The following is a 26023-nucleotide window of genomic DNA, read 5'->3' as shown; positions in this document are numbered from 1 at the left end:
TTTCTTTTGGTAAAAAAGTTAGTCGCTATTTGGTTAGGAGGATTTTATGTTAAGAGAACAAATTATTCGTGAGATGCAGGTTTCACCCCGTATTGATCCAAAAGAAGAGATTCGAAAAAGTGTGGACCTATTAAAAGCCTATTTAAAGAAAAATAGTTTTTTAAAAACGCTTGTCCTTGGGATTTCAGGTGGGCAAGATTCTACCTTGGCAGGAAAAATTTCTCAAATCGCGATAAGTGAATTGCGTGAGGAAACAAAGGATTCAACCTATCAATTTATTGCCGTTAGTTTACCTTACGGGGAACAATTGGACGAGGCGGACCGTCAGGACGCCCTTGCGTTTATCGAGCCGGACAAAACGGTGACGATTAATATTAAAAAGGCGGTTGATGCGAGTGCTGAAACGCTAGCGAGTGCTGGCGTCACACTATCTGATTTTGCAAAGGGGAATGAAAAGGCACGCGAACGCATGAAAGCCCAATATTCTATTGCGGCTATGTATAATGGGGTTGTGGTTGGGACGGATCATTCCGCGGAAGCCGTTACGGGTTTTTATACGAAATACGGGGACGGCGGGACGGACATCAATCCGCTCTTTCGCTTAAATAAACGACAAGGTAAGTCTCTTCTTAAGGAACTAGGATGTCCTGAACATCTTTATTCCAAAAAACCGACGGCTGATCTTGAAGACGATAAACCGGCTTTACCGGATGAGGTAGCGCTTGGCGTCACGTATGACGAAATTGACGACTACTTGGAAGGTCGCCCGGTAAGCGATGCGGCAGCTGAAAAAATTGAAGCGTGGTATGTAAAATCTAGGCATAAACGCCATATGGCAATTACACTATTTGACGATTTTTGGAAATAGGGGGAATGAAAAATGAAAATGGGATTTGGCTTATTCACAACGTTTAAAACGCACCCAGGTGAGCAAAAGGCGCTTGCAGAAATTTTACTAGAAAGTGCGGCAGCTTTAGAAAAAGAAGCATCATGCATAGCCGTACATTGTAGGGATTTCCGAGCAAGATGAAAATGCAGTTTATGTGAGTGAAATATGGACAGATGAAGGCCATCACCGAGCAGCATTAGATAATCCGAACACAAAAGCTATTATTGAACGGGCTATGCCTCTAATCGAAAACGTGGAACGCAATAAAGAACTTGAAGTGTTAGGCGGCAAAGGCTTGTAATATGAAGACGGTCATGATTGTGTGTGCCGGCGGGGCTACTTCGGGTTTAATGGGGCAATATGTTGTGAAAAGTGCGAAAGAACAAAATCTTGACGCGGTATTGCTTTTTCCGGAAGACGTTAAATTTAAAGATGATTTTCTAAAAAAGAATAGTGAACGCGATTTAGTTGTTTTTATGGGCCCGGTAACGGCCATCACGAGTGCCCGATTTCAAGATTATGATGAGCAGGTCGATGCTGTTTTGGTCGCTCCACAAGTGGCTTATATGTTTCAAGAGGTTGAAAAAGTATTAAGCGAAATTGGGATTCCGTGCGAAAAAATGGATTCACTCGCATTTGGTCGCATGGAAGGCCAGAAAATTTTGGCGCAAGCACTTGCGCTTTCTGATAAAATCTAGGGTTGCAACTTTAAGCGCAAGACGTTAAAATGTAAGAAGAATGAAAGGGCAAGCAATTGTCCTTTTCTTATTTTGTGGTTTGAGCCAAAATTTTGGCTTAATTTTTATAGATAAGGTGGTTTTGGAAAAAAAGATGAAAGAATTTCTCGAGCAAGAAAAAATTATCGTTTTGGATTTTGGGAGCCAGTATAACCAATTAATTACAAGACGAATCCGTGAGTTTGGTGTGTATAGTGAACTTCATCCACATACCATTACAGCTGAAGAAATGAAAGCACTAAAGCCAACAGGAATTATTTTCTCTGGTGGACCAAACAGTGTGTATGACGAAGGCGCATTTCGCTGCGATGAAGAATTATTTGAAATGGGCGTTCCTATTTTAGGAATTTGCTACGGCATGCAACTGATGACACTTCATTTTGGCGGAAAAGTAGAACCCGCAAACGACCGTGAATACGGGAAAGCAAACGTACATCTAGAAATTCCAAACCATTTATTTGCCGGCATTCCAACTGATCAAACTGTCTGGATGAGCCACGGTGACTTAGTTGTTAGTGCACCGTCTGGCTTTGACGTTGTAGGCACAAGTAAATCTTGCCCTGTAGCGGCCATTGCCGATGAAGATAAAAAAATGTATGGTGTTCAGTTCCACCCGGAAGTGCGCCACTCAGAATACGGCAACGACTTACTTAAAAACTTTGCGTTAAACATCTGCGGTTGCAAGGGCGACTGGTCAATGGAAAACTTTATTGACGTTGAAATTAAAAAAAATCCAAGAGCTTGTCGGGGATAAAAAAGTACTCCTAGCACTCTCTGGCGGAGTCGATTCTTCAGTCGTCGGCGTTTTAATCCATAAGGCGATCGGCGATAAACTAACCTGCATTTTCGTTGACCACGGCCTATTACGTAAAGGTGAAGCCGATCAAGTAATGGAGACCCTTCAAGGCGAGTTTAACATGAATATTATTAAAGTCGACGCCAAAAAACGTTTCATGGACAAACTAAAAGGCGTTTCAGATCCCGAACAAAAACGTAAAATCATCGGCAACGAATTCATTTATGTTTTTGACGATGAAGCAAGCAAACTTGACGGTGTAGAATTCCTGGCACAAGGCACGCTTTATACAGATATCATTGAGAGCGGCACCGCGACGGCGCAAACGATTAAATCCCATCATAACGTTGGCGGCCTGCCAGAAGACATGCAATTTAAATTAATCGAGCCATTAAATACGCTATTTAAAGATGAGGTCCGCGCACTTGGAACAGAGCTTGGTATGCCTGATGCGATTGTATGGCGCCAACCTTTCCCTGGTCCTGGCCTCGGCATCCGCGTACTGGGAGAGGTTACGGAAGAAAAACTAGAAATCGTACGCGATTCCGATTTTATCCTAAGAGAAGAAATTAAAAATGCCGGTCTTGAACGCGAAATCTGGCAATATTTCACGGCCCTACCAAACATCCGTAGCGTCGGCGTCATGGGTGACGGCCGCACATACGATCACACTGTTGTCCTCCGCGCTGTCACAAGCATCGACGGCATGACAGCAGACTGGGCACGCATTCCGTGGGACGTTTTGGAGAAAATCTCGGTCCGAATTGTGAATGAAGTGAAACATGTAAACCGCGTAGTCTATGACGTGACGAGCAAACCGCCTGCTACGGTGGAATGGGAATAGTTGCATAACCAAAAAAAGCCTTTATTTTAAGGGCTTTTTTTGCGTCTATAGGCGTCTTTGATACTGTTTTGATACTATTATGTTTTTGGGGATATGGTATACTTAAGTGACAATAGAACGATTTTTAAAGATTTGAGAAGACAATGAGCAAACTAGCCAAGACAAGCTGGAGGGATGAAATGAAAAAAGTATGGATGATTATTTCTATTATTTTGATTGTCATAGTTGCAATTATCGGAGGAAAAATATTTATGGATAAATCAAACAAAATTACAATCGACCAACAAGAAAATATCGCAAAGAGAATTGTTAGGAGCTATGCGAATGTCTCATCAATTACTTTTTTAAAGTATTATGAAAATGAAAAAACGGGTACTGTAGGTATTAATTTTGAATTGAATGGAAGTAAAGAGCTAGAAACAGGAATAATTGCAAATGATGTTTCTGAATTCAATAGCTCTGAGGGGATTGTGGGATTGAGCCCAGTATCTAAATTTGAAAAGCTAGGAATTTTAAATAACAAAAAAGATACACCTGTTAGCTTGGAAAATGTGAAAATTACATATTTAGGAGAGTGAGGAAATGTTATCTGATGCACAAAATCGTTGGCTTTCATAACAATCTTAATTTGGGAATTTCGAGGTTCTTAAAATAGAAAACAATGAAAAAAATGGAATGCAAGCCATGACGGTCGCGCCTATTGATAAAAATGGGAAGGCCGATACAATAGAAATCGTAATTATATATGCGAAAAATCGTGCTACGAATCTATAGACGATTATTTTAGATGATAAAATGTTTGAACAAAATCTGGTCTACTCTTATTCGGATTATAAAATTGATAGTCAAGTCCAAACACCTTGATATTACAGTATTTTAGAGTATATGTTGCACTCTTAAAACAAAATGGGAATAATAAAAAAGTTTTTATGAAAAGAAATGAATAAATTTTTAAAAATATGGTATACTTAATCGATAATAAAACGGATTTATTATAATGGATTGACTAGCCAAGACAAGCTGGAGGGACGAAATGAAAAAAGTATGGATGATTATTTCTATTATTGTGGTCATCATTATAATCAGCATAGGGGGAAAACTATTTATGGATAACAGAAAAGAACAAAAAAAGATAGAGATAGAAAAACAATCTGTTGAAGTATTAAAAAAAAACCTTTGCTGATATAGCGAAAGTTAAGATTGAGAGAATAGATTATAACAATATGACTGGGTCATATCGAATTGTAGTGACAATGTCAAATAAAGAAGGAAAATCAGCTGAGTTTTCATATGGATTTGTAGAAAATGATAATGAGCTTGGCGTTTATGGTTTGGTCGATGAGGATGTGCAGAGAAAAGGGGAAACATTGTCTAAAGTTAGAGTAATATTTTCTGATGGGATGGAGGAAGATATTTAGTGATAACTGATAAGCAATATAAAGGTTTAAGTGACATAGTATATTGGTTAGATCCGAAGCACGGAAGCTATAGTCCTGATATGAAAGCTGGACAGAAACTTGTATATAAAGATAGTACATATAAAATTTTAACAATCAAAAATCACACAGAAAACGGAATGCAAGCCATGGCAGTTGCGCCTGTTGATAAAAATGGGAAAGTCGATACAACAGAAATCGTAATTGCGTATGCGGGGACAAATTTTGCGGATGCGAAAGACCGGGCTACGGATCTGCAGACGGTTGTCTTAGGTGATAAAATGTTTGAACAAAGTCCGGCGCATCCTTATACCGGTTCTAAAATTGATGGTCAAGTGATGACAGCGCAAAAATTTGCTAATGAAATTAAAGCAAAATATCCCGATGCTAAGATTTCTACAACAGGGCATTCATTAGGTGAATTTTTAGCTTTAACCGTTTCAGCTGAAAATCACTGGCGTAATGTAGGTTTTAATGGTCCTGATCCATCGAATATTTTATCAGAGAAGGCGAAAAAATGGGTTGAGGAAAATCCGGGGATGCTAACGAATTATCGTAATCGGGCGGACCTTATTGGGAATTTTGGCGGAGATGATATAAGTGCAGCCATTACAGTAAGTATGGAAATGGGGACACATTTAAACCCTGTGGATTACCACCAATTAAGTAACTGGACTTTTGACAAAGAAGGAAAGCTAAAAATACCAAATAACGACTATAATCAAAAAGCTATTTTACAACAAGCAGAACGCTATTTAATGATGGAATATACTGCAAAATTATCTGCTCTTCTAGCACTACGTAAAAAATTTCAAATGAGTGGTCGCGGTATTTCTTCTAATGAACAAATTTATTTAGATGATAGCCATGCTTTAGCGATTATAGAAACAGCCGTTGCAGAATTTAAAATTAGCACAGCTCTCGTCATTAAGATTTATCAAGACGGAATGGCTGATGCGGAAAAAATTTGGAAAGAAACGCTACAAGAAGCTAGAAAATGCGGTGATTTATTAACTGAAAGTGAGATTTTGGACGAATTAGAATGTGTGGGATGTACGGAAAAAAGACTCGTAATAGAACCGTGTAAAGATTATCAGAGCAAAATCAATAAGGTTAAAAAAATGGGAGATTCATTTGATCGTTTAGCAGCAGATATCAAAAATAGTATCGAAACATTGAAGCAAAAAGATCGTGATTTGGCATTGCAATTAGCATAAAAAGGAGATTGGACTATTGAAAACAGAAGAAGAAATTCGCTCTCTCTATTTTCGTAGAAGACAAGTTCTTGAAGAGCAAGCTGCAGATCTTTATCATTTTGAGCAGAAAGGAAAGGAAGAAACACAAAAAACATATGAGGCTATCTCTTATAAGCTTATGCATAAAGAAGGCGATTTTACAGAAATTTTAGCGATGGCACGTAGGGAACTTGAATGGTTAGAGGAAGCTTATCAGGAAGAGATTCAAAAAAAGAAGCAAGACATAAGGCGAAAAGAGGAACAAAACGAGCAACATTTTCGTCAAGAATTACAGCAACTGGAACGAAACAAATGAGGTGAAATAAATTGCTTGAGGCTTTAGAAAGTTTACTAAAAGAACTTCAGAAAAATAATCAAAAAGTGCAAATTCAAACGATTGGCATGGCTAACAAGCAAGCTTTGACGGTGTTGGATAAAAAAGTTCAACAGAAAGGTAAAGAAGAAATCAAAGAGGCGAAAAAATCAGTTTTAAAGTCAAACCATCACTTACAAGAGGCTATAAAAGGGCAGTTTGGTCAAAAAGTCACTCAAGTGCTCGAAAAACAAGAAGATGTTTTGACGAATTTTTAACTGGAAGTTGGCATTCAAATGAATAAGGCAAAACCGTAAACGAATAAGCATTTACGGTTTTTTACATGCATTTTTATCCCAAATCTTGAATATCTCGTAACATCTCTTCAGTCGTTATTTTTGCGCTTGTTAAAACGATTGGTACACCAGCGCCGGGGTGCGTGCTAGCGCCTGCGAAATAGAGGTTTTATAGTCGCTGCTTACATTTTGAGGGCGGTAGTAGTTACTTTGTTTTAAGGTTGGGCGGAGACCGAAAGCGGCGCCGAACTGGGCGTTGTAGTTATGTTCGAAATCTTTTGGCGTAAAAATGGTTTCTGAAATAATGGCTTCCGTGATGTTTTCTAAGGCCGGGATCTCAGCTAGTTTTTGATAAATTTGTTGTTTGACTTTTTGAATAAAAGAAGGGTCTTCCCAGTCAATATTTAGTGTCTTTAATTCTGGAACGGGCATGAGCACATAAAGTCCCGTTTGATTTTCCGGGGCTAAATCGTGATCGATAACAGAAGGCGCATAAAGGTAAAGTGACGGGTCGGTAGAAACGGTGCCATCAAAAATCTCTTGAATATTTTGTTCAAAATCACGAGAGAAGAGGACATTATGGATGGATAGGTCCTCTTTTAAATCACGGTCAAGTCCTAAATAAAGTAAAAAAGCCGAGCAGGAATAATCCATCGATTCAATTTTTTGTTGCGGATATTTTTTTAGAGTTGGGACAAGGTGAAGGGCGGCATAAGGAAAGTCCGCCGTACAGAGAATTTGGTCAAAAAGGTGCGTTTCAGTCGTTTCTATTCCAATGGCCGTTTTGGATTGTTCATCCGTGATAATTTTTTCGACTGGGGTATTTGTATGAATGGTAACGTCAAGTTCCCTTGCCAGTTTTTCAAGACCACTAGCCATACTATACATGCCGCCCTTTATGTAATGTACGCCAAATACCATTTCAATCATGGGGATAATGGAATAAAGAGATGGGCCTTGTTTGGGGTCGATTCCGATATATAAAGTTTGAAAAGCCAGCAATTTTTGCACCTTCTCGTTTGAAACATACTTTTTAATTAAATGGTCAGCGCTATCGAAGGTTTTTAACCGCAAACCTTGAAATAAGGTATATGGATTATAAAAATCGCTCGGTTTACGAAAACTACGTTCTAAAAAGTGCTTTCTCGCAATTTCATAGCGTTTATAGACATCGGCTAAAAATTTTAAAAACCCGGCTGTCGTTCCAGGCTCGATTTTTTCTAAAAGCGTTTGAAGAGCCGCCAAATCAGTTGGAATAGTCAATTTATCCTCATTTGGGAAATAAACGTCATAAATCGAAGGCAGTTGGGTCATTTCCATATAGTCTTCCAAGCTTCGACCGGCTGCTTGAAAAACCTCCCGGTACACTTCAGGCATCATCACAATGGTTGGCCCCATATCAAAAGTAAAGCCATCCTTTTGAAATTGATTCATTCGCCCACCAACTTGACTGGATTTTTCAAAAATCGTCACCTTATGCCCTTTTGCCGCTAGCCTAATAGCCGCTGCTAAACCCGTCACGCCTGCTCCGATAATCGCAATATTTTTCATTTTATACCTCTTTTCCTCATTTCTTTTATGTAAATAAGCTCAACTTTTTGAAAATAACGTTTTAAATCTATATAATCAGGTTAAAGAGTAATATGGTTGTGAAACCATTATATTTTTTACGATTCTATTTATCAAGTGATAAGCTTAAGGAGGAGCTACAATGAGCCATTCTGTCCAAGAAGCCTATAATTACTGCTATACGATTATGAAAAATTATTCAAAAAGTTTTAGTTTCGCCTTCAATCAATTGCCACTTGAAAAAAAGGCAAGCCGTCTGGGCTATTTATGCATTTTGCCGACAAGTGGATGATAGCATAGATTTAGAACAAGATGAGGAAAAACTACTTGCTTACAAAACGATGATTACCACTTTATTCGAAAACAAAAAAAACAGCACACAAGTAGATAAACGGGTTGAATGCGCACTAATCGACACTTTTAAAAATTATTCTTTTGAAAAAACCCCTTTTTTAGCTTTAATTGAAACGGTGAAGGGTGACTTAAGTTTTAAGCAACCAGAAACAGATGAATCCCTGATGGCTTATTGTTACGGTGCAGCAGGAACAGTCGGGGAAATGCTACTCCCCATTTTAGCAACGAAAAATAAAAAGCAAGCTAAAAGTGCCGCAATCGCCCTTGGACAAGCGATGCAACTTACAAATATTCTTCGTGATGTAGGAGAGGACTTTTTAGAAGGGCGTATTTATTTTAGTAAAGAAAAAATGGCAACATTTGATGTCAATTTATATACCGTTTTTCACGGGGGCGAAAATGAAAATTATATTCGATTGTGGGAATTTTATGCCAAAAAAGCAAACGCCTTATACCAAAAGGCGCTTTTAGATATTGATTTATTTGATGAGGATAGTCGATTTGTGATTATGCTAGCTGCAAAAGTTTACGGGGAAATTATTGAAGAAGTACGAACCAATCACTATACGCTCGAACGACGAATACAAGTTGGTAAACTCAAGAAAAGAAAAATATTAAATGAAATTCAAAAAATGATTTAATTTTAAGCAAACCAAAAAATCTCGGAATTCGTATGAGCGGATGCCGAGATTTTTTTTGTAAAAAAAAACCAAAAAAGTGTTTAAGGCCAAAACACTTTTTTGGTTAACTAGGTGGGGTAGCAAACGAGCGAACATTGTTTACTACATCCTTAGCTTAACATGTGAGGGTGTAGAAAATATGGAGAAATAAAAAAAGTCCTCCATATTTTCTACATAGAAATTTGCTACGCTTATGGTGTAAAGGAGGTAGGAGTTTGAAAAAAAGTATATGGTTAAGTATTCTAATTGGTATTTTGCTTTTGATAAGCATTGCTATGATTGGGCTTTGGCTAATTAATAGAGGAATGACACCAAATGAGCATCGGAATATGGATATGGGGACCCAGGATGAGGTTTTGGTGTTAAAAGAGGATAAAGGTGAAAAACTAAAGCCGCTAGAACTTCCTAAGATTTTAGCACCAAGCTCAAAAGAGAACAATACAACCATCTACGATATTGAAGCAAAAAGCGGTGAAGCATTAATTAAAAGTGGTGAAAAAACAAGAACGCTTGGCTATAATGGGAATTATCTTGGTCCCGTTATACGTTTGCAAAAAGGAGAAGAGGTCACTTTTCGAACCAAAAATAGTTTAGATGAAGAGACAAGCTTTCATTGGCACGGGCTCGTAGTACCAGATAATGTAGACGGAGGGCCAAATCAAATCGTACAAGCCAATAGCGAAAAAAGTGTGAACTTTCAAGTATCCCAAGATGCAGCTACACTGTGGTTTCATCCGCACCCAGAAGGAAAAACCGCTAAACAAGTTTACGAAGGCTTAGCAGGACTCATTTACATTGAAGATAACAACGAAAAAAGTAAAGACTTACCAAGTGATTATGGGAAAAACGACTTTCCAGTTGTCATACAAGATAGAAACTTTACAGCAGATAATCAATTTGACTATGAAACGGACCAAAATAGTGACGGCACACAAGGCGAAAATTTAGTTATAAATGGAACAATTCGTCCGTATATAGAAGTAAAATATGATAAAATTAGGTTACGATTATTGAACGGATCAAATGCACGAGAATACAAACTAAAAATGAGTAATGATACTTCTTTTACACAAATTGCAACAGATGGTGGTTTTTTAGAAAAGCCCGCTACGCTAAAAAGTATCCGATTAGCCCCTGGTGAGCGTTCCGAAATCATTTTAGATGTTGCAAAAGAAAAAGGCGAAACCCTTGAATTAAAAGATGGTAATACGAACGTTTTAACTTTTAAAGTTGCGGATTCACTTCTTTTGGGGCCACCAATTCCGGAAGAGCTAGAATCTCCAGAGGTAACAAAAGAAATAGCTACGGATAAAGTAGAAAAAATCGAATTGTCTGGTATGGGGACGATGGTTAGGATAGACGGAAAAAAATTTGATAAAAATCGAATTGATAAAGTGGCCAAGCAGGGCGAGGAACGGATCTTTGAAATAACAAATCAGGATGATATGATGGGGGCATGAATCACCCGTTTCATATTCACGGGACGCAGTTTCAAATTGTTAGCCGGAATGGTAAAGAAGTGACGGAAAATGAACGGGGACTTAAAGATACGGTTTTAGTTGCGCCAAATGAAAAGGTTCAAGTAAAAATTCGTTTTACTCAAAAAGGTCTTTTTGTCTATCATTGTCATAATCTTGAGCACGAAGAGAATGGTATGATGGGGCAAATTAATGTGATTTAGATTGGAGAGATAACGATTATGATGGGTAATTCTTGGTTTAACTTATTTGGAGGAGGAATGGGCGGTATGATGTTTATGTCCTTTTTTTGGATAATTATTCTTATTGCGATTTTTTATCTTATCTACGCGATGGTAAAAAATAAAGCCGAAAAACCAGAACAAATCACATCTTACGAAGAAGACCCAGAGCAAGTTTTATTAAATGAATTTATGCGCGGGCATATTAGTGAAGAGGAATACTTGCATAAAAAGAAATATTTATAAGTCATACATGTGGGAAGTGTTCAGAATGAAAATCCTCATTGTCGATGATGAGCCGAAAATTCTTGATGTTGTAGAGGCGTATTTAGTGGCAAAAGACTACTTGGTATTTCGAGCGAATTCGGGCGAGGCGGCACTAAGAAAGTTTGCGTTAAGTCAGCCAGATTTACTCATTTTAGATTTAATGTTACCTGATAAATCAGGTCTTGATATTTGTAAGGAAATTCGCGGAAGTGGTAATGAGACGCCCATTATTATGTTAACGGCTAAATCCAAGGAGCAAGATATTATTATTCATGGCTTGCAACTTGGCGCGGACGATTATATTGTGAAGCCATTTAGTCCCAAAGAATTAGTGATGCGCGTTGAAACGGTTTTAAGGCGCAGTGGAAACATAAGAAATAAGGATGTGTATAAATTATCGTTTGCTGAAGGGAGCTTAATTATTTATCCGAACTCTAGGCAAGTTTTTTTACACGATAAAGAAGTTTGCCTTACCAAAAAAGAGTTTGATTTACTTTACACGCTTGCGGAAAGTCCAACACAGTTCTTTCCGCGAGAAACTCTAATTGAGTCGCTCTACGGCTATGATTCTTTTAATTCAGACCGAGCGATTGATTCGCATATTAAAAATTTACGTCAGAAAATCGAAAAGGATTCAAAAAAACCTCAATTTATTTTAACTATTCATGGTAAGGGTTATAGATTCGGGTGTGCGGAATGAAAAAGAGGACCATAAAAACACAACTCATTTTTGGTTTCGCCGCCTTATCGATTTTGATTATTGGGTCGATTAGTTTGATTACCTTCTTTTTAATGAACACCCATTTTCAAACCTATATTTTAGAAAAACAAAGAGAGATGTTAAAACAAACGGAGCATAGTGTGATGCTCGCACACAATGAAGAGACGAAATCTTGGGATACGAAAAGGTTGGAGCAAATTAATGAGTCCATTGCCTCTAAAGGTCAATGGTTTATTTTGCTCGATGTGACGGGAAATGTGATTTTTACTCCTTCAGAAGCGGCACAAAAAGAAAGTCAGAAAGAACAAGATAAGCTTAAAAAAATGAATCCACGCGAAACGGAAGAAGCGACAAAGATATTTAAGCTGAGAGATAGTACAGATGCGGAAATTGCAACGCTAGATATCCATTATATTGGTCCGTTAAATTATACGAAACATGATTTAGCTTTTATTCGGGATATGAAAACGAATTTAATCGTTGTGTCTATTTCTGCTTTTTTTGTTTTTTAATTTTTATCGTGACTTGGATGTCAAAACGTTTAAGTGAGCCGCTTGAGAAATTAAATGAAAAGACGAAAGAACTGGCGGAAGGCCATCAATTAGAAACGATGCTACCAGAAAGTTCAACAATTGAAATCAATGAACTGGTTCTATCTATCAATGAGCTCTCAAAACGTCTAGGAAAGCAAAATGAGCTTAGGAACCGGCTCACATCGGATATTGCCCACGAACTTAGAACGCCTTTAACAACCATTAAAGCACATATCGAAGCCATGTATGACGGCATTTGGCCCATTACAAAAGAGCGTTTAAAAAGTTGTTACGAGGAAGTGGACCGACTCACACGTTTAATTGGTAATATTGAAAAAATCACAGAACTAGAAAGTCATATTGAAAATTTAAATCTTCGCCCATTTCATTTAAAAAATATGTTATGCGCTATACGTGACAATTTTGAAGCTCAATATGAAGCCAAAAAAATAAGTTTGGAAGTTATAAGTCCAGAAATTTCACTTGTAGCTGACGAGGATAAAATGAGGCAGGTCATCACCAATTTATTAGCAAACGCACTCAAATTTACCCCTCCATCTGGCAAAGTGATTGTTCAAGTAACTGAAAATGATTTGGAAGTGATTATTAAAGTGATGGATACCGGCGTAGGTATCGCCAAAGAAGAACAAGAGCATATTTTTAACCGCCTCTATCGAACGGATTTATCACGGGCAACCATCTCAGGCGGTCAAGGAATCGGACTCGCTATCGCACGCGCCATTATTCGCGCACATAAAGGCAATATTCGGGTTGAAAGTGAGCTCGGAAAAGGAAGTATCTTTATTATCACCTTGCCTAAAATTTAGTTACCTAGAGCATTCGAGAAAAAGCAACGAAAGAAAACCGCACTTTTCAACATTTGAAAAGTGCGGTTTTTTATTTAAAATCTGTTAAGCCTTTCCCGCTTAAAATCTTAGGTATATATTTTTCTATACGTGCAATTTTAGTTTTGGATTGTTTGGGCTCCGCAAAATGGCGGATATAACCACGTTGCCTTCCCGGTGTAAGGGAAAAGAAAGCCTCTTTTAAAGTAGCATCCTCATCCAGTTTTTCTTGGAATTCAGGCGGAATCGGGATTTCTTTTGGCTCTTGTTTGGGAACTGTTTCACCTCTTTTTTCCACCTCAATAGCGTCATGAATGTACTGCGGGATAATCTCTTGCAGTTTTTCTACATCCGCTAAAGATGTAAATCGTATTTGTCGGCCTACAATTGTATTTTCACCTGTTTTCACTAGAATATGATGGGGATCTTGTACTAATGAGCCTTTAAAAAATAATAGAGCTAAGTAAGCTTTAAAGCCTTGAATAATCACAATGTTTTTACCATCAAAGGTATAGCAGGGCTTGCCCCATTTTAATTCCTCTGTCAACCCACAGTCTAGTAAAATCGAGCGAAGTTTTTCAGACTCGGAATACCACTGTTTGACATGACTTAAATATTCATCGATTTTTGGATTCATTTTGCCCTCAGTCACGAGAACACCTCATTTCTTCCATGATGTTGTTCTTTACCCAAAAATTATAGCATAGAATCATTCCAAGTAGTTATTTTAAGCTAGTAAAAAATGATATTCTTTCTATAAAAGTGGAAGAGAAGAGAGGTTTTATTTCAGTGAACTCATGCGCAACTGGTACGCTTGCTAAACATAAAATGGAAAGGATAAGAAATAAAATGAGTAAACATTTACCACCAAGAACAAGTAATTTCATTGAAACGCCCCCTTTGGATAAAATTTCATACAGAATAATCAATTAATGTTCTTTGAAGTTATGATAGTAAGGCGTTGAAGCGTCAAAAGCTTTAAAATGGTAGCCTTGTTTTTTTAATTCTTGAATAATAGTAGGTAAAGCTTTAAGTGTATTTGGACGTTCGTGGAATAAAATAATGAGTGGTATATTTTGGGATTTTAATGTTTTAACTTGAGCCATGACAGATTGAACGACACGCGTGGAATCATCTTTATAGCGCCAATCATTACTATCAATATTCCAGTCAAGCAAATGATAACCCTCTCTTTTTACTTTCTGATAGGCTGCATCTGTTAAGTAGGTACTTCCGTATGGGGCGCGCATAAGTTTTGTCGAAATCCCTGTAAGTGATTGAATTTCTTTACTTAATTTTTCCATTTCGGGGAAGAAAGTAGGGTTTTGCTTACGATAAAGCAATTTCGCATCATGTGTATAACTATGTAGACCAACTCGAAATGGCGAATTTTTCAAACGAGACAAAGCTTCTTTATTGGCATTTTGCAAGCTATTTCCGATAAAAAAGAAGGTAGCAGGAACTTTCTCATTAGTTAAAGTGTCTATAAATTGGTTAAAGTGTGGGCTTGGTCCATCATCAAAAGTTAAGAAAACCGTTCGGCCATCAATTTTTTCAGGCGACTGATTTTGATTAGCATTTTGTTCTTTAGGCTTAGCTCCCTTCTTCTTATCGACTTTTTCTGAAGGCTGCTTTTGCTCTACACTTTTTGTCACCGTATCATGGGTAATGGCTTTACTTGTAACAGGACTTGGTGCTTTCCAAAACCATAATCCTGCTATTACTATGAGGACAAGTGGTAGGATTACAAAAAGGAATCCTACCTTTTTTTTAGTCTTTCTTTTTTTTCGCATGTTATACGACTCCTTTTATTTAATATAGTCGTGATTAATAAGTTCATCTTCAATCACTTTGGTTGGAATAATAAATCCTACAGGTCCCATATAACCAGGCGCGACATCATATTCATTAAACATAATGACAAGTTTATTTTTTTCATTAATATAAAAGTGGTTTTCTAGATTTTCTGCTGTCATGGCGGGGCTGATTTCACTTTCATCCCAGTAAATTTTATTCGGATCATGTTTCATTTCGTTCTTCATTTCTTGCAGAATATAATTTTTAATGATGGTAGTGTAATCCCCGTCTTTAAATAAATTGTGTAGGCCAATTAGTTTTTGTTCTTTTTTATCGAGTGTAATATATTCATTTTCTGTATAGCTACTTGCCATAGTCTTTTCGACACTGAAGCGAACAACTAAAAGTCTTTCTGTATTTAAAATTTCATCGTAAGAACTCGAAACAGCGTAATGTTCTCCTTTTTTCGAAACATAGGATTTATATTCTTTATAAAGCTCCTCGCTTGTTTTGATATAATGGTCATTAATTTGTTTTTCAAGTTCTGAATCGGCAAGTCCTTCTACTTTAGGCGTTTTAATATCGGCTTCTGTATTTTTAGATTTATCCGCATAAGTTTGTCCGGTTAAAACAGCAACAACTTGATTTAAAACTGGAACGTTACGCATGGCATTCGCGACAGTTGAATTTGTCACCACTGTAAATGTAAAGATGAGACAAATAACAGCTGCGCTACAAGTGCCCCACAGTAAGAAAGGGTAACTTTTCTTAGGCTTTTTTTGAACGGCTTGTTGAACCAGAGCTGTTAATTCATCTGGGATAGGTACATTTTTATATTCTTGTCGTAGCTTTGCCATTTTTTTATTTATCATCGAATAGTTCCTCCTTGCCAATATCCATTCGTAATAATTGAAGAGCTTTATAAAGCCTTGTTTTTGTTGTACTAGTTGTTTTTCCTAGGATTTCAGCAATTTCATCAATCCGTAAGTCTTCAAAATAGCGCAAGACAATCACCGTTTTATATTTAATGGGAAGCCGTTCTAAAGCTTCTTTTAAGTCAAGATTTTCGTAACGGTCTTCATGCTGTTGATGAAGCCGCTCCATCGTTTCACCATCAACAATTTTTAATTTTTTTATTTTTTACGTAGAAAATCAATGGCTGTATGAATGATAATCTTGTAAAACCAACTCTTAATAGCTTCTGGATTATGTACCTTTTTTAAGTTGATAAGCCCTTTTTGAATGGCTTCCTGGATAATATCAAGCGCGTCTGCTTCATTTTTAACATAACTATAAGCAAGACGATAGAAGTCGGACTGATAGTGTGTGACGCATTCGACAAAATGCTCGCGGATTTCTTCTTCCATGAACGGGGGCCCCCTCAATATGCATATATTAATTAGACGCGTGACGCTAACAAAAAGTTTGCTTTTTTTTTAAAAAAAAGTTTTTTTCTTTCTTATCGTATCAGATTTTGCACAGCTTAACCTACAGAGGTATGTTATAATTTCTTTTGAGAGGCAAAAGGATGTCTATTAACCGAATAGGCGAGGATGGCGAGTCGTCATCTGGATTTAGAAATGTATAGATTAGCCACCAAATGCGAAGGTGTACTACAGCACATTTCATGTGCCTCGCCAAGTGGCAAGTACACCTCTGCATTTGATGGATCGGTTTTTCGTTTTGCCTCTTTAAATTCTTATTTGAAAAGAGGAGAAGGCATTGAATCATCAAGAAGTATTTGGCTATGCGACAGATGCACAACTGAGTGAATTTTTATACTCCCTTCGACTACTCGGTCCCTCGGCATGGCCAAAAGAAAAGCAATTAGCTACTTTATACGCCATCTCAAACCATTTAGAAAATCATTATAAGACATTTACGGTTCAAAAAAGAAATGGCCAAATGCGCAACATTTATGCGCCAAGCCCATTATTAAAAGGCGTGCAAAGACGCATTTTGGTTTCGCTTTTAAATGAACGGCAAGTTTCTCCATTTGCGACGGCCTATAAAAATGAGGGAAGCATTTTTTTTTAACGCGGCCAAACATGCGAGACAAAAATACATATTAAAATTAGATATTGAAGACTTTTTTTGGAAGTATTTTATTCCCAGATGTGATGAATTATGCATTTCCAAAAGCTATTTTTCCTAAGCGAATAAGTGGGCTGCTTACTAGTTTATGTTGTTATCATGACGCACTTCCGCAAGGTGCTCCGACTTCTGCAGCAATTTCAAATATTGTGATGAAGCCGTTTGATGACTATATGGGGAAATTGGCAAGTGAGATGGGAATAAATTATTCGCGTTATTCCGATGATATGACATTTTCTGGGGATTTTGATACAGCTTATATGTATCGTAAGGCAAAAATGTTTTTAAATGACATGAATTTTAGTGTGAATCATGCGAAAACAAAAGTGCTTACGAGAAAAATGCAACAAAAAGTTACTGGACTAATCGTGAATGAAAAAGTACAAGTGTCAAAAGCTTATCGCAAAAAGGTGAGACAAGAAGCTTATTATGTGAGCCGATTTGGTTTACGTAATCACCTAGCTTTTATACAGCAATTAAATGAAGTCGAAATTTCAAAAGAGGCAGTTAAACGTTATCAGCTCGTATTATTAGGAAAAATCAACCATATTTTATGTGCGAATCCAAATGATAAGGAATTTCTAAATTGGCGTGAAAAAATCAAGGGCTTATGACAATAGTGTCATGAGCTTTTTAAAAGGAAAATAGCAGTGTTTCTCCCAATTTTGACGAAATGAAGGGCAAGAAATATAATGAAAGAGGGATTAACAAAGGTGGGGTAAAAATGGGAGTTAGTGAAAATGAATTTATTATTCAGACAACGCTTTTAACTGGGAAAATCCTACTTGAAAGTGGCGCTGAAACGTCACGCGTCGAAGATACAATGGAGCGAATTATTCGTAAGAGCCTAGGGGACGACGCGGCAAAAAGCTATTATACATATGTCACGCTATCCGGCGTTTTTGTGAAAACCAATCTACATGAAAGTAGTTTTTTACGAATTGATACGCGCGGTTATAATTTAGAGAAAGTGGTGTCTGTCAACCAAATTTCGCGTGACTATACGAGCAATCAGATTTCGCTTTTAGATATGTATCACAAGCTAAAGCAGTTGGATCTTGATACGTCAAAAGATGCGCTTTATAAACAGCTTTTTTTCACAGGATTATTAAGTGGTTCGATTGTCCTTATATTTGGTGGAAATTGGACCGATTTGCCAAGTAGTATGGTTTCAGGCATGGTAGCTTATTTTATTTTTCAAAAATTATCAAATCTTGCGGATTATCCTTTTATTTTTGAATTTTTATCGACATTTATTGGGGGGGTAGTCGGCTATTTTATTCATCTTTTTATTGGGACCAATATCAATTTAACGATGATAGGCACCGTCATTCCACTTGTGCCGGGTATTGGCATCACAAACGCGATACGCGATTTAATGGCGCGACATTATATTTCAGGTATTATTCGTTTGTTTGAAAGTTTATTTATCGCAGCCGCATTAGGTTGTGGGGTAGCACTCGTTATTTTAATGGTGAATTAAAAGGAGGCATAAACATGATTTTTACGATTCTTTATCACTTTATTTTTAGTTTTATAGCCTCTTGTTCGTTCGGATTTTTATGCCGTATTCCGAATAAAACCATTATCGCCGGGGGGATTGTTGGCGGAGCGGGTTGGCTAGGCTATTATTTCTTAAGCGCAAACGGATACGGCGTTTTTATCACAAGCTTTTTTTGTTCGTTAATTTTGAGTACGCTTAGCTTCGCCTACAGCTATATTCGCAAATTCCCCTCAACCGTCTACTTTATTCCGGGGCTCGTGCCAGTTGTACCCGGCATTACCTTTTATGAAGTTTTTAAAGAGCTTTTTATGGGAGAAACAGCATCCGCTGCCGCTACATTTTTCGATGTTATTAGTTCTTCCGTTGCGCTTGCTTGTGGGATTACCATTGGCAATATTCTTTTTTTGGTCATTTTAAAACCAATCATGAATCAAATAAAAACTATCCGAACAACGAGCTAACAGCCATTATAAAACAGCTGGTTCAAGTAATGTGAAAGTTTTGTTTTGAGGATTTAATTCGGCGATACGTCCGTAAGGGAGGGTTAGTTTAGGTTCATTATGACCAAAACTGGCATTAAAAAATACAGATAAATGTTGTAGTGAGAACTCGGCTAACACTTTTAAAGTGAGTTCGCGATATGCCGCCTGGTGCACCCCTTCCTTTGGCTTACCAAAAACAATCCCGTTTATTCGTTCTAAAACACCCATCATTCCGTAGTTTCGAAGTTGGTCCTCAAACCACCAAGGATTAGCCTTCACTTCAGATGTTTCTAAAAACAAAATAGCCCCGTCAAATTGCGATAATGCAGGGAATAAAGTCGTTCCTTTGGCCATTTCAAGCACTTCCATACAACCACCAATGAGTGGGCCCGATACAACACCTTGACCTTGCACAACATCGTATCCATCATTTGGCACAAATTTGCGCGCAGTTTTCTCATTTTCCGAAACCCATGGCAAATACTCACCTGTTATTTCGTCAGCCGTTTCAAAGCGAAAACGCGGACTTGGGGAAAAAGTGAGTTCGCCAAAATTAATTTTAGTAAACGTAGGAAAGGCCACATTTTCTGCAAAATCACTCAAAATTGCCGGCCCATAAAAACTAGAAATGCCTGCTTTAACGCACATTAAATGTGTGATGGTCGAATCTGAGTAGCCAACAAAAATTTTAGGATTCGCTTTAATAACAGAAAAGTCAATAAAAGGTAGCATTCGAATACTATCGTTTCCGCCTATACAACTAAAGATGGCTTTTATTTTAGGGTCTTTAAAGGCCGTCATTAAATCTTCTGCCCGTTTTTCAGGATGATGATATAAGTAATCAGAGCCAGAAAGTGTATGTGGCATTTCCACAACGTGAAGCTGGTAGTGTTCTTTTAGGCGCGCAATGCCTGCTTTGTAGCGGTGTATGAGTTCTTTGTCTCCGGCACCACCCCAAGACAAACTAATTGTACAAACGGTATCTCCTTTTTTTAACCGAGGTGGCTTTTGTAAATTGAGCATGTTTTCCCTCCTATTTACTTTTTTTCTATTTTAACATATTTTGGATTGACAGAGGGGGGACTTTTAGGTAAAATGATTAGTCCTGATGGCTTCATTCAGGAAATAATGGTAGGGGGAATGACATGACACAAGAATATATCGAAATTAAAGGTGCCAGAGAAAACAACTTGAAAAATATTTCCGTTCGTATTCCAAAACGGAAAATTACAATCTTCACGGGTGTATCTGGTTCCGGGAAATCATCTATTGTTTTTGGAACCGTTGCCACGGAATCGCAGCGCCAACTGAATGAAACGCACAGCGCGTTTGTTCGTGGTTTCTTGCCGAAATACCGAGAGCCAGATACTGATGGTATAAGTGGTCTCGGCGCCTCTATTATTATTGATCAGAAACGGATTGGTGGTAATTCTCGCTCAACTCTTGGAACGATTACAGATATTAATCCGCTATTTCGTGTGCTTTTTTCAAGAATTGGGAAGCCAGAAGTAGGTCCAGCTAGCATGTTTTCTTTTAATGATCCGAGCGGGATGTGCAAAGCTTGCCAAGGAGTCGGGCGAAAAATTACACTCGATATGGAAAAATTTCTAGATTATTCCAAATCACTAAATGAGGGAGCCATACAATTTCCCAATTTCTCAGTCGGTTCTTGGTATTGGAATATATACGCTTTATCCGGTTATTTTGACTTGGATAAAAAACTAAAAGATTATTCTTCTGAAGAAATGGAAAAGTTATTGAACGGAAAAACCGAAAAATTTGTACTTGAAACGGCTGGCGGTCCAATTAATTCGACCTACGAAGGCCTAATTCAAAAATTCGATCGTCTCTATTTAAAAAAAGATGGTGAAATGGGAGAACGAACTAAAAAACAAGTGGATCAATATACAACTGAAGTGCCTTGTGATGAATGTAACGGGGCAAGACTTTCAAAAGAAGTGCTCGCTTGCCGCATTGATGGCTTCAATATTGCAGATTATATGTCTATGCAACTGGATGACATCGTGAAAAATATTGAAAAAGTCAACAATCCTTATGCAGAAGCTACAAAAGCAAGCATTATGGAGCGGGTCACTCATTTAATTGATATTGGTTTAGACTATGTGACATTAGACCGTGAGACGAGCACGCTTTCAGGCGGGGAATCACAGCGAGTCAAAATGGTTCGTCATTTAAACAGCAGTTTAACGGATATGATTTATATTTTTGACGAACCAAGTATAGGGCTCCATCCACGTGATGTGCATCGTTTAAATGAGTTATTAGAAAAGTTACGCGATAAAGGCAATACCGTTCTTGTTGTGGAACACGACCCGGATGTCATTCGAATTGCGGATCACATTATCGATATAGGACCACATGCAGGAAAAAATGGTGGTACGGTTACATTCCAAGGTACTTACGACGCGCTTTTAAAAAGCGATACCTTAACCGGGAAATTTATGGGTCATCATGAAGCGATAAAAGAAAACGTCAGAAAACCTCAAAGCTTTTTACCCGTGAAAAAAACCAGCTTACACAATGTCCTAAATTTAAACTTAGAAGTGCCGACGGGCGTTTTAAGTGTGATTACAGGTGTGGCAGGTTCAGGAAAGAGTACCATTATCAATGGAATCTTTAGAAAACAGTACGAAGAAGCGATAGTGATTGACCAGTCCGCTGCTCATGCAAATTCTCGTTCCAACCCGGCCACCTATTCAGGCATTATGGATAGCATCCGAAAACTTTTTGGAACAGAAAATGATGTCAGCCCATCTCTTTTCAGCTACAATTCAAAAGGGGCCTGTCCAGAATGTAAAGGACTTGGTTATATTGCGATGGACATGGCTTTCATGGATGCCATCCGAACGCCGTGTGAAGCTTGTTCTGGAAAACGTTTTAAAGAAGAGGTGTTAAAATATCAACTAAATGGTCAAACCATTAGTGATGTGCTTGAAATGACCGTTTCAGATGCCCTATCCTTTTTTGAATTAAAGAAAATAACGAAACAACTTCAAGCAATGGAAGATGTTGGTATTGGATATTTAACACTTGGCCAAGCATTAAGTACCTTTCAGGCGGGGAGTGTCAGCGGTTAAAACTTGCTACTGAACTGCATAAAAAGGGTAGTATTTATATTATGGATGAACCTACAACAGGACTTCATATGTCTGATACAAAACACATCATTGAAATTATGAATCGTTTAGTGGATGCAGGAAATACAGTCATTGTTATCGAACATAATCTAGACATTATTAGACAAGCGGACTGGATTATCGATGTTGGCCCAGAAGGCGGAAGTAAAGGCGGCCAAATCCTTTTTGCAGGAAAACCAAGCGATTTAACAAAAGTACCTGAATCGATTACAGCGAAGTTTATTTAGTACTAAAGCGCGAAGCTACATGCTTCGCGTCAAACTGCTGACAAACGGCAATCTTCGTTGTTAGTGCCCTCCGTTCCGGTGCTCACGTACTCGAGTACGCTCCGCTCCGGTACTCGGCACTGCCTAGAATCTCACCATTTGTCAGCAGTCTGATTGTGGTGAGAATCGTTTTGTTTTGCTTAAACTTTGAGTTTTTCTACAAGTTGGCGCGAAGCTACATGCTTCGCGCTTTTTATATGGAAACTTTAGTCGACAGAAAATCATATTTAAGATAAGATGGGAGTAGGAGCGGAATCGCTTCCATCTAAATTTTTTTGACACGGAAGGATGATGAACTAATGACAAAATATGAATGGCGAAAAAGTGAAAAAGAACTTTATCTTCCCAAAAATAAACCTATGAAAATAGATGTGAAAGCAATGAATTATATCACAATAAAAGGACATGGCGACCCAAACGAAAGTGCCTTTAAAGAGCGAGTAGAAGCCTTTACGCCGCTTCCTACACCATACGGATGCTACCTAAAAAAGGCGTTGTTCCAGATGGTTACTTTGAATATACCGTGTATCCACTAGAAGGAGAATGGACAACAAGTCAGCGCGATGACGAGCCACTTGATAAAAGCTTATTTGAATACCGAATTATGATCCGCCAACCTCATTTTGTGACGCCAACCCTTTTTGAAGAATTAAAACCGCGCTTTGCTGAAAAAATTCCGCATCATTTACTAGAAGACCTGCAATTTGAAACCATTCAGGAAGGACTAAGCGTCCAAATGCTCCATGTTGGTCCTTTTGATACAGAACCAGCTTCTTTTGAAAAAATGGAAGCGTATTGTGTAGAGAATGATTGGTCACGCCAATCAAAAGACCATAAAGAAATCTATTTATCAGATCCACGGAAAACCGCACCAGAAAAAATGAAAACCGTTTTGCGATTTAAAATTACTGTTTAACGAATCACTAAAATAGAATTAGACAAAATCATTTGGAAAAGGTATTCTTAAAGGGTGAATTTATTCTAAGAGGAGACGTTTTATGCAACCTTTAGTCAGTGTTATTGTTCCTGTTTACAATGTAAAAAATTATGTAGAACGTTGTGTAGAAAGTATTTTACAACAAACGTATACACATTTAGAAATTATCCTTGTTGATGACGGTTCGACAGATGGTTCTTCTGAGCTCTTAAAAACATGGCATGATTCTCGAATACGTATTATCACCCAAGAAAACGGTGGTCAGGCCGCCGCACGAAATACCGGTTTAGACGAAATGACAGGCGACTATCTTATTATGGTCGACAGTGATGATTATATCGCAACCAATCTAGTAGAAAAGTGTCTTGAAACAGTAGATAAAACGAAGGCAGATTTAGTGATTTTCACATCTAATAATATAAATCAAGATGGAGATATGCAGTACATACCGCGTAACAGTGGGTATCTTTTAACAGATGCCGGGAGTGTTCCGTGGAATAAGTTTTACACCGCTTCATTATGGAAAAATCTACGTTTTAAAACAGGTTTCTGGTATGAGGACCTCGGTATAGTTCCTGTAGTGGTACTGCGCGCTATGAATCCTGTTAAAATTGAAGATGCGCTTTATTACTATGTAACGGACCGCGCAGATTCACAATCCAATTTACAAAAGGATACGAAATTTTTGGATGTCATTCCGATGTTAGAAAATGTAAAAGTGGAGTTAGAAAAATTACAAGTCTATGAGCCACATAAAAAAGAAGTGGAAACACTTTACATGGAACATCTTGTTTACCGGACTGTTCTTCGGAAAATTATTTATTTAGAAGGAATTAAGGAGCGTAAAGAAGCGCTTCAAATTGTGCGAAAAACGATGAACACGGAATTTCCCAAATGGTGGAAAAATGGGTATAGGTCTGGGAGCGGAGCAACTGCAAAACTTAAGGCACTAGCGATTCATCTTTATTTAAGAGGCTTTGTTCGGCTTGGGGATTTAGTTTGGAAAGTGCCGTTTGAAAAAAGAAGAAAACAAACGGGTTTTTAAAAGGAGAGGGCTATGAAGGTAAGTGTCATTATTCCAGCATACAATGTTGGAAGTTATATTGAAGCATGTATTGACTCTGTAATGAATCAATCCTATGAAGATTTAGAAGTTATTGTAATAAATGACGGCTCAACAGATGATACAGGGGAGAAATTAGAAAAATTAAAACAAAAGTACCCTTCGATACAACTTGTTACAAAAGAAAATGGGGGTCTTTCTGCAGCAAGAAATGATGGGGTTAAAATTGCAACAGGCGATTTTATTGCCTTTGTTGATAGCGATGATGTGATTGACCGCGATATGTATAAAAAAATGATGGCAACCATTCAACTTTCTTGCGCAGATATTGTAACCATTGGTGTGGCGCGTCTTTCAGGTGAAGATGTATACCGTTCTGTGTTACACGAACGATTTATGGTGGCGGATAAGCTAAATACGACAATTTTTGAAACACCTGAATTATTATACGATACGACGAGCTGGAACAAAATTTACAGTGCCAGGTTTTGGCGCGAAAATAAGTTCCAATTTCCAGAAGGTAAGACATATGAGGATATTCCCGTCGTGATTCCTGCATACTTAAAAGCGGAACATGTTAATATTTTAAGAAGTGTTGGCTATTACTGGCGCCACCGCGTCTCCGGAAATAAATCGATTACGCAACAAAAAAACAATCTTAAAATGGTGCGAGACCGCTTAGACGCTCTTTTAGTTTCAGATCAAGCTTTTTTAGACCACGAAAACCATGACCTCCGTTTTAAAAAAGAACAAAAGTATCTTGAAATCGATTTATTTTCAATGATTGAATGGCTTTTTTTGGCGAAAAAGGAGGACTATCTTACGGTCCAAAAGTGGGTTTCAGACTATGTCACAACAAGTATTCAAACGAACGCGATCGAAACCTCCCCAAAACAAAGCAAAAAATGTTCCGCTATATCATTCAAAATGCACATATCCGCTTCCAAATGGCGAGCCTAGAATGGTTTCTTTTGAAAGCGAGTAAACGTTTTTTAGGAAAAAGATGAGGCTCTCATCTTTTTTTGTTGACAATGATTTAATTTGTAATTATAATAGTTACAAAGAGGTGAGGAAATGGCCATTTCTACACGTTTTAGTGTTGCGGTGCATATTTTAACACTTGTTTACTTAAACCGTGACAAGCAAATTACATCAGATTTTATTGCTGCAAGTGTGGGTACAAACCCAGTTGTCATTAGGCGCTTAATGAGTCGCTTAAAAAAAGCACAGTTGCTTCATTCAAGACCAGGAATTGGTGGAACGGCATTAGCCAAAGAACCGAATGAAATCACACTTTATGCGATTTATGATGCGGTTTTAGGAAAAGAAGCAATTTTCGACGTCCATCAACACCCTAATCCAAATTGTGTTGTAGGAGCAAATATTCAAGCTGCACTTGAAGACTCTTTTCTTTCGGCACAACAAAAAATGGAAGATGAATTACGTCAAGTGACATTAGAGGACACCATTCAAAAAATTACAGATAGGGCAGGTCAAAACGAATGACT

The 26023-nt window shown here is 37.8% G+C and carries 31 protein-coding genes and 5 pseudogenes; 29 read left to right on the top strand and 7 right to left on the bottom strand.

Features of this window, described 5'->3' with window-relative positions:
• Nucleotides 1–46 precede the first annotated feature (46 nt).
• From nadE to LFLEISCH_RS02715, 11 genes and pseudogenes are all read left to right on the top strand, one after another.
• On the top strand, nt 47–868 hold the full coding sequence (gene nadE, locus LFLEISCH_RS02755; protein WP_007472736.1) for an ammonia-dependent NAD(+) synthetase: 822 nt from the start codon (nt 47–49) through the stop codon (nt 866–868).
• A 12-nt stretch (nt 869–880) separates the two neighbouring features.
• Nucleotides 881–1030 (top strand): hypothetical protein, encoded by a 150-nt coding sequence (locus tag LFLEISCH_RS16440; RefSeq protein ID WP_007472735.1) that lies wholly within the window; start codon nt 881–883, stop codon nt 1028–1030.
• A gap of 13 nt (nt 1031–1043) precedes the next feature.
• Nucleotides 1044–1190 (top strand): hypothetical protein, encoded by a 147-nt coding sequence (locus LFLEISCH_RS16435; RefSeq protein ID WP_007472734.1) that lies wholly within the window; start codon nt 1044–1046, stop codon nt 1188–1190.
• A gap of 1 nt (nt 1191) precedes the next feature.
• Nucleotides 1192–1587, top strand: coding sequence for a PTS sugar transporter subunit IIB (locus LFLEISCH_RS02745; protein ID WP_007472733.1), 396 nt, complete (start codon nt 1192–1194; stop codon nt 1585–1587).
• 121 nt (nt 1588–1708) lie between these two features.
• Nucleotides 1709–3266: pseudogene (gene guaA, locus LFLEISCH_RS02740) on the top strand (glutamine-hydrolyzing GMP synthase).
• A 179-nt stretch (nt 3267–3445) separates the two neighbouring features.
• Nucleotides 3446–3844: a hypothetical protein gene (locus tag LFLEISCH_RS02735; RefSeq protein ID WP_007472731.1), complete on the top strand. Its 399-nt coding sequence runs from the start codon at nt 3446–3448 to the stop codon at nt 3842–3844.
• A 455-nt stretch (nt 3845–4299) separates the two neighbouring features.
• On the top strand, nt 4300–4449 hold the full coding sequence (locus LFLEISCH_RS15585) for a hypothetical protein (RefSeq protein WP_159099755.1): 150 nt from the start codon (nt 4300–4302) through the stop codon (nt 4447–4449).
• 70 nt (nt 4450–4519) lie between these two features.
• Nucleotides 4520–4684, top strand: coding sequence for a hypothetical protein (locus LFLEISCH_RS15580; protein ID WP_206538440.1), 165 nt, complete (start codon nt 4520–4522; stop codon nt 4682–4684).
• A complete protein-coding gene (locus LFLEISCH_RS02725; protein ID WP_007472727.1) occupies nt 4684–5919 on the top strand; it encodes a hypothetical protein in 1236 nt (411 codons plus the stop codon). The genes LFLEISCH_RS15580 and LFLEISCH_RS02725 overlap by 1 nt, the downstream gene beginning before the upstream one ends.
• A 16-nt stretch (nt 5920–5935) precedes the next feature.
• Nucleotides 5936–6253 (top strand): hypothetical protein, encoded by a 318-nt coding sequence (locus LFLEISCH_RS02720; RefSeq protein WP_007472726.1) that lies wholly within the window; start codon nt 5936–5938, stop codon nt 6251–6253.
• Between the two features lie 11 nt (nt 6254–6264).
• Nucleotides 6265–6528, top strand: a complete 264-nt coding sequence (locus LFLEISCH_RS02715; RefSeq protein ID WP_007472725.1) for a hypothetical protein — start codon at nt 6265–6267, stop codon at nt 6526–6528.
• A gap of 73 nt (nt 6529–6601) precedes the next feature.
• Here the strand turns inward: LFLEISCH_RS02715 and LFLEISCH_RS02710 are convergent.
• Nucleotides 6602–8097: pseudogene (locus LFLEISCH_RS02710) on the bottom strand (phytoene desaturase family protein).
• A gap of 160 nt (nt 8098–8257) precedes the next feature.
• Here LFLEISCH_RS02710 and LFLEISCH_RS15745 point away from each other — a divergent pair.
• From LFLEISCH_RS15745 to LFLEISCH_RS14530, 8 genes are all read left to right on the top strand, one after another.
• Nucleotides 8258–8407 (top strand): hypothetical protein, encoded by a 150-nt coding sequence (locus tag LFLEISCH_RS15745; protein WP_007472723.1) that lies wholly within the window; start codon nt 8258–8260, stop codon nt 8405–8407.
• Nucleotides 8400–9110, top strand: coding sequence for a phytoene/squalene synthase family protein (locus tag LFLEISCH_RS02705; RefSeq protein ID WP_007472722.1), 711 nt, complete (start codon nt 8400–8402; stop codon nt 9108–9110). The genes LFLEISCH_RS15745 and LFLEISCH_RS02705 overlap by 8 nt, the downstream gene beginning before the upstream one ends.
• Nucleotides 9111–9364: 254 nt before the next feature.
• The gene (locus LFLEISCH_RS02700; RefSeq protein WP_149022038.1) at nt 9365–10609 is read left to right on the top strand and encodes a multicopper oxidase family protein; all 1245 of its coding nucleotides are present in this window, start codon (nt 9365–9367) and stop codon (nt 10607–10609) included.
• A complete protein-coding gene (locus LFLEISCH_RS15220) occupies nt 10606–10830 on the top strand; it encodes a multicopper oxidase domain-containing protein (RefSeq protein WP_149022037.1) in 225 nt (74 codons plus the stop codon). The genes LFLEISCH_RS02700 and LFLEISCH_RS15220 overlap by 4 nt, the downstream gene beginning before the upstream one ends.
• Nucleotides 10831–10848: 18 nt before the next feature.
• Nucleotides 10849–11094 (top strand): SHOCT domain-containing protein, encoded by a 246-nt coding sequence (locus tag LFLEISCH_RS02695; RefSeq protein ID WP_007472721.1) that lies wholly within the window; start codon nt 10849–10851, stop codon nt 11092–11094.
• 25 nt (nt 11095–11119) lie between these two features.
• On the top strand, nt 11120–11815 hold the full coding sequence (locus LFLEISCH_RS02690; protein ID WP_007472720.1) for a response regulator transcription factor: 696 nt from the start codon (nt 11120–11122) through the stop codon (nt 11813–11815).
• A complete protein-coding gene (locus LFLEISCH_RS14535) occupies nt 11812–12348 on the top strand; it encodes a hypothetical protein (protein ID WP_051057280.1) in 537 nt (178 codons plus the stop codon). The genes LFLEISCH_RS02690 and LFLEISCH_RS14535 overlap by 4 nt, the downstream gene beginning before the upstream one ends.
• A gap of 17 nt (nt 12349–12365) precedes the next feature.
• Nucleotides 12366–13196: a HAMP domain-containing sensor histidine kinase gene (locus LFLEISCH_RS14530; RefSeq protein ID WP_051057279.1), complete on the top strand. Its 831-nt coding sequence runs from the start codon at nt 12366–12368 to the stop codon at nt 13194–13196.
• 70 nt (nt 13197–13266) lie between these two features.
• Here LFLEISCH_RS14530 and LFLEISCH_RS02680 read toward each other — a convergent pair whose 3' ends face one another.
• From LFLEISCH_RS02680 to LFLEISCH_RS02665, 5 genes and pseudogenes are all read right to left on the bottom strand, one after another.
• On the bottom strand, nt 13267–13866 hold the full coding sequence (locus LFLEISCH_RS02680) for a YdeI/OmpD-associated family protein (protein WP_007472719.1): 600 nt from the start codon (nt 13864–13866) through the stop codon (nt 13267–13269).
• Nucleotides 13867–13936: 70 nt separating this feature from the next.
• A complete protein-coding gene (locus LFLEISCH_RS15360) occupies nt 13937–14101 on the bottom strand; it encodes a hypothetical protein (RefSeq protein ID WP_159099754.1) in 165 nt (54 codons plus the stop codon).
• A 42-nt stretch (nt 14102–14143) separates the two neighbouring features.
• Nucleotides 14144–15007, bottom strand: a complete 864-nt coding sequence (locus LFLEISCH_RS02675; protein ID WP_007472718.1) for a polysaccharide deacetylase family protein — start codon at nt 15005–15007, stop codon at nt 14144–14146.
• Nucleotides 15008–15022: 15 nt separating this feature from the next.
• A complete protein-coding gene (gene rsiV / locus LFLEISCH_RS02670; RefSeq protein WP_007472716.1) occupies nt 15023–15883 on the bottom strand; it encodes an anti-sigma-V factor RsiV in 861 nt (286 codons plus the stop codon).
• Nucleotides 15873–16378: pseudogene (locus tag LFLEISCH_RS02665) on the bottom strand (RNA polymerase sigma factor). Before LFLEISCH_RS02665 ends, rsiV begins: the two are co-directional and overlap by 11 nt.
• Before the next feature lie 355 nt (nt 16379–16733).
• On the opposite strand from LFLEISCH_RS02665, the gene LFLEISCH_RS15575 reads away from it, so the two are divergent.
• The 4 genes from LFLEISCH_RS15575 to LFLEISCH_RS02650 all read left to right on the top strand — a co-directional run bounded on the left by LFLEISCH_RS15575 (nt 16734) and on the right by LFLEISCH_RS02650 (nt 19070).
• Nucleotides 16734–17048 (top strand): RNA-dependent RNA polymerase family protein, encoded by a 315-nt coding sequence (locus LFLEISCH_RS15575; RefSeq protein WP_206538439.1) that lies wholly within the window; start codon nt 16734–16736, stop codon nt 17046–17048.
• An 83-nt stretch (nt 17049–17131) separates the two neighbouring features.
• The gene (locus tag LFLEISCH_RS15570; RefSeq protein WP_206538438.1) at nt 17132–17719 is read left to right on the top strand and encodes a reverse transcriptase family protein; all 588 of its coding nucleotides are present in this window, start codon (nt 17132–17134) and stop codon (nt 17717–17719) included.
• 110 nt (nt 17720–17829) lie between these two features.
• Nucleotides 17830–18588 (top strand): threonine/serine exporter family protein, encoded by a 759-nt coding sequence (locus tag LFLEISCH_RS02655; RefSeq protein ID WP_007472715.1) that lies wholly within the window; start codon nt 17830–17832, stop codon nt 18586–18588.
• Nucleotides 18589–18602: 14 nt separating this feature from the next.
• On the top strand, nt 18603–19070 hold the full coding sequence (locus LFLEISCH_RS02650) for a threonine/serine exporter family protein (protein ID WP_007472714.1): 468 nt from the start codon (nt 18603–18605) through the stop codon (nt 19068–19070).
• 6 nt (nt 19071–19076) lie between these two features.
• Here LFLEISCH_RS02650 and LFLEISCH_RS02645 read toward each other — a convergent pair whose 3' ends face one another.
• Nucleotides 19077–20114, bottom strand: a complete 1038-nt coding sequence (locus LFLEISCH_RS02645) for a S66 family peptidase (RefSeq protein ID WP_007472713.1) — start codon at nt 20112–20114, stop codon at nt 19077–19079.
• Between the two features lie 122 nt (nt 20115–20236).
• On the opposite strand from LFLEISCH_RS02645, the pseudogene LFLEISCH_RS02640 reads away from it, so the two are divergent.
• From LFLEISCH_RS02640 to LFLEISCH_RS02620, 6 genes and pseudogenes are all read left to right on the top strand, one after another.
• Nucleotides 20237–22476: pseudogene (locus tag LFLEISCH_RS02640) on the top strand (ATP-binding cassette domain-containing protein).
• A gap of 338 nt (nt 22477–22814) precedes the next feature.
• Nucleotides 22815–23051 (top strand): hypothetical protein, encoded by a 237-nt coding sequence (locus LFLEISCH_RS16335; protein ID WP_338151540.1) that lies wholly within the window; start codon nt 22815–22817, stop codon nt 23049–23051.
• On the top strand, nt 23039–23431 hold the full coding sequence (locus LFLEISCH_RS16330; RefSeq protein ID WP_338151539.1) for a GyrI-like domain-containing protein: 393 nt from the start codon (nt 23039–23041) through the stop codon (nt 23429–23431). The genes LFLEISCH_RS16335 and LFLEISCH_RS16330 overlap by 13 nt, the downstream gene beginning before the upstream one ends.
• A gap of 82 nt (nt 23432–23513) precedes the next feature.
• Nucleotides 23514–24497 (top strand): glycosyltransferase family 2 protein, encoded by a 984-nt coding sequence (locus LFLEISCH_RS02630; protein WP_007472710.1) that lies wholly within the window; start codon nt 23514–23516, stop codon nt 24495–24497.
• Between the two features lie 12 nt (nt 24498–24509).
• Nucleotides 24510–25522 (top strand): annotated as a pseudogene (locus LFLEISCH_RS02625) (glycosyltransferase family 2 protein).
• 67 nt (nt 25523–25589) lie between these two features.
• On the top strand, nt 25590–26021 hold the full coding sequence (locus LFLEISCH_RS02620) for an Rrf2 family transcriptional regulator (RefSeq protein WP_007472707.1): 432 nt from the start codon (nt 25590–25592) through the stop codon (nt 26019–26021).
• The last annotated feature ends 2 nt before the right edge of the window (nt 26022–26023 follow it).

Source organism: Listeria fleischmannii subsp. fleischmannii LU2006-1, from assembly GCF_000344175.1.
Taxonomy (GTDB): Bacteria; Bacillota; Bacilli; order Lactobacillales; family Listeriaceae; genus Listeria; species Listeria fleischmannii.
Note: the sequence above shows the minus strand (reverse complement) of the source record. Positions and strands in the feature narration are given on the sequence as shown.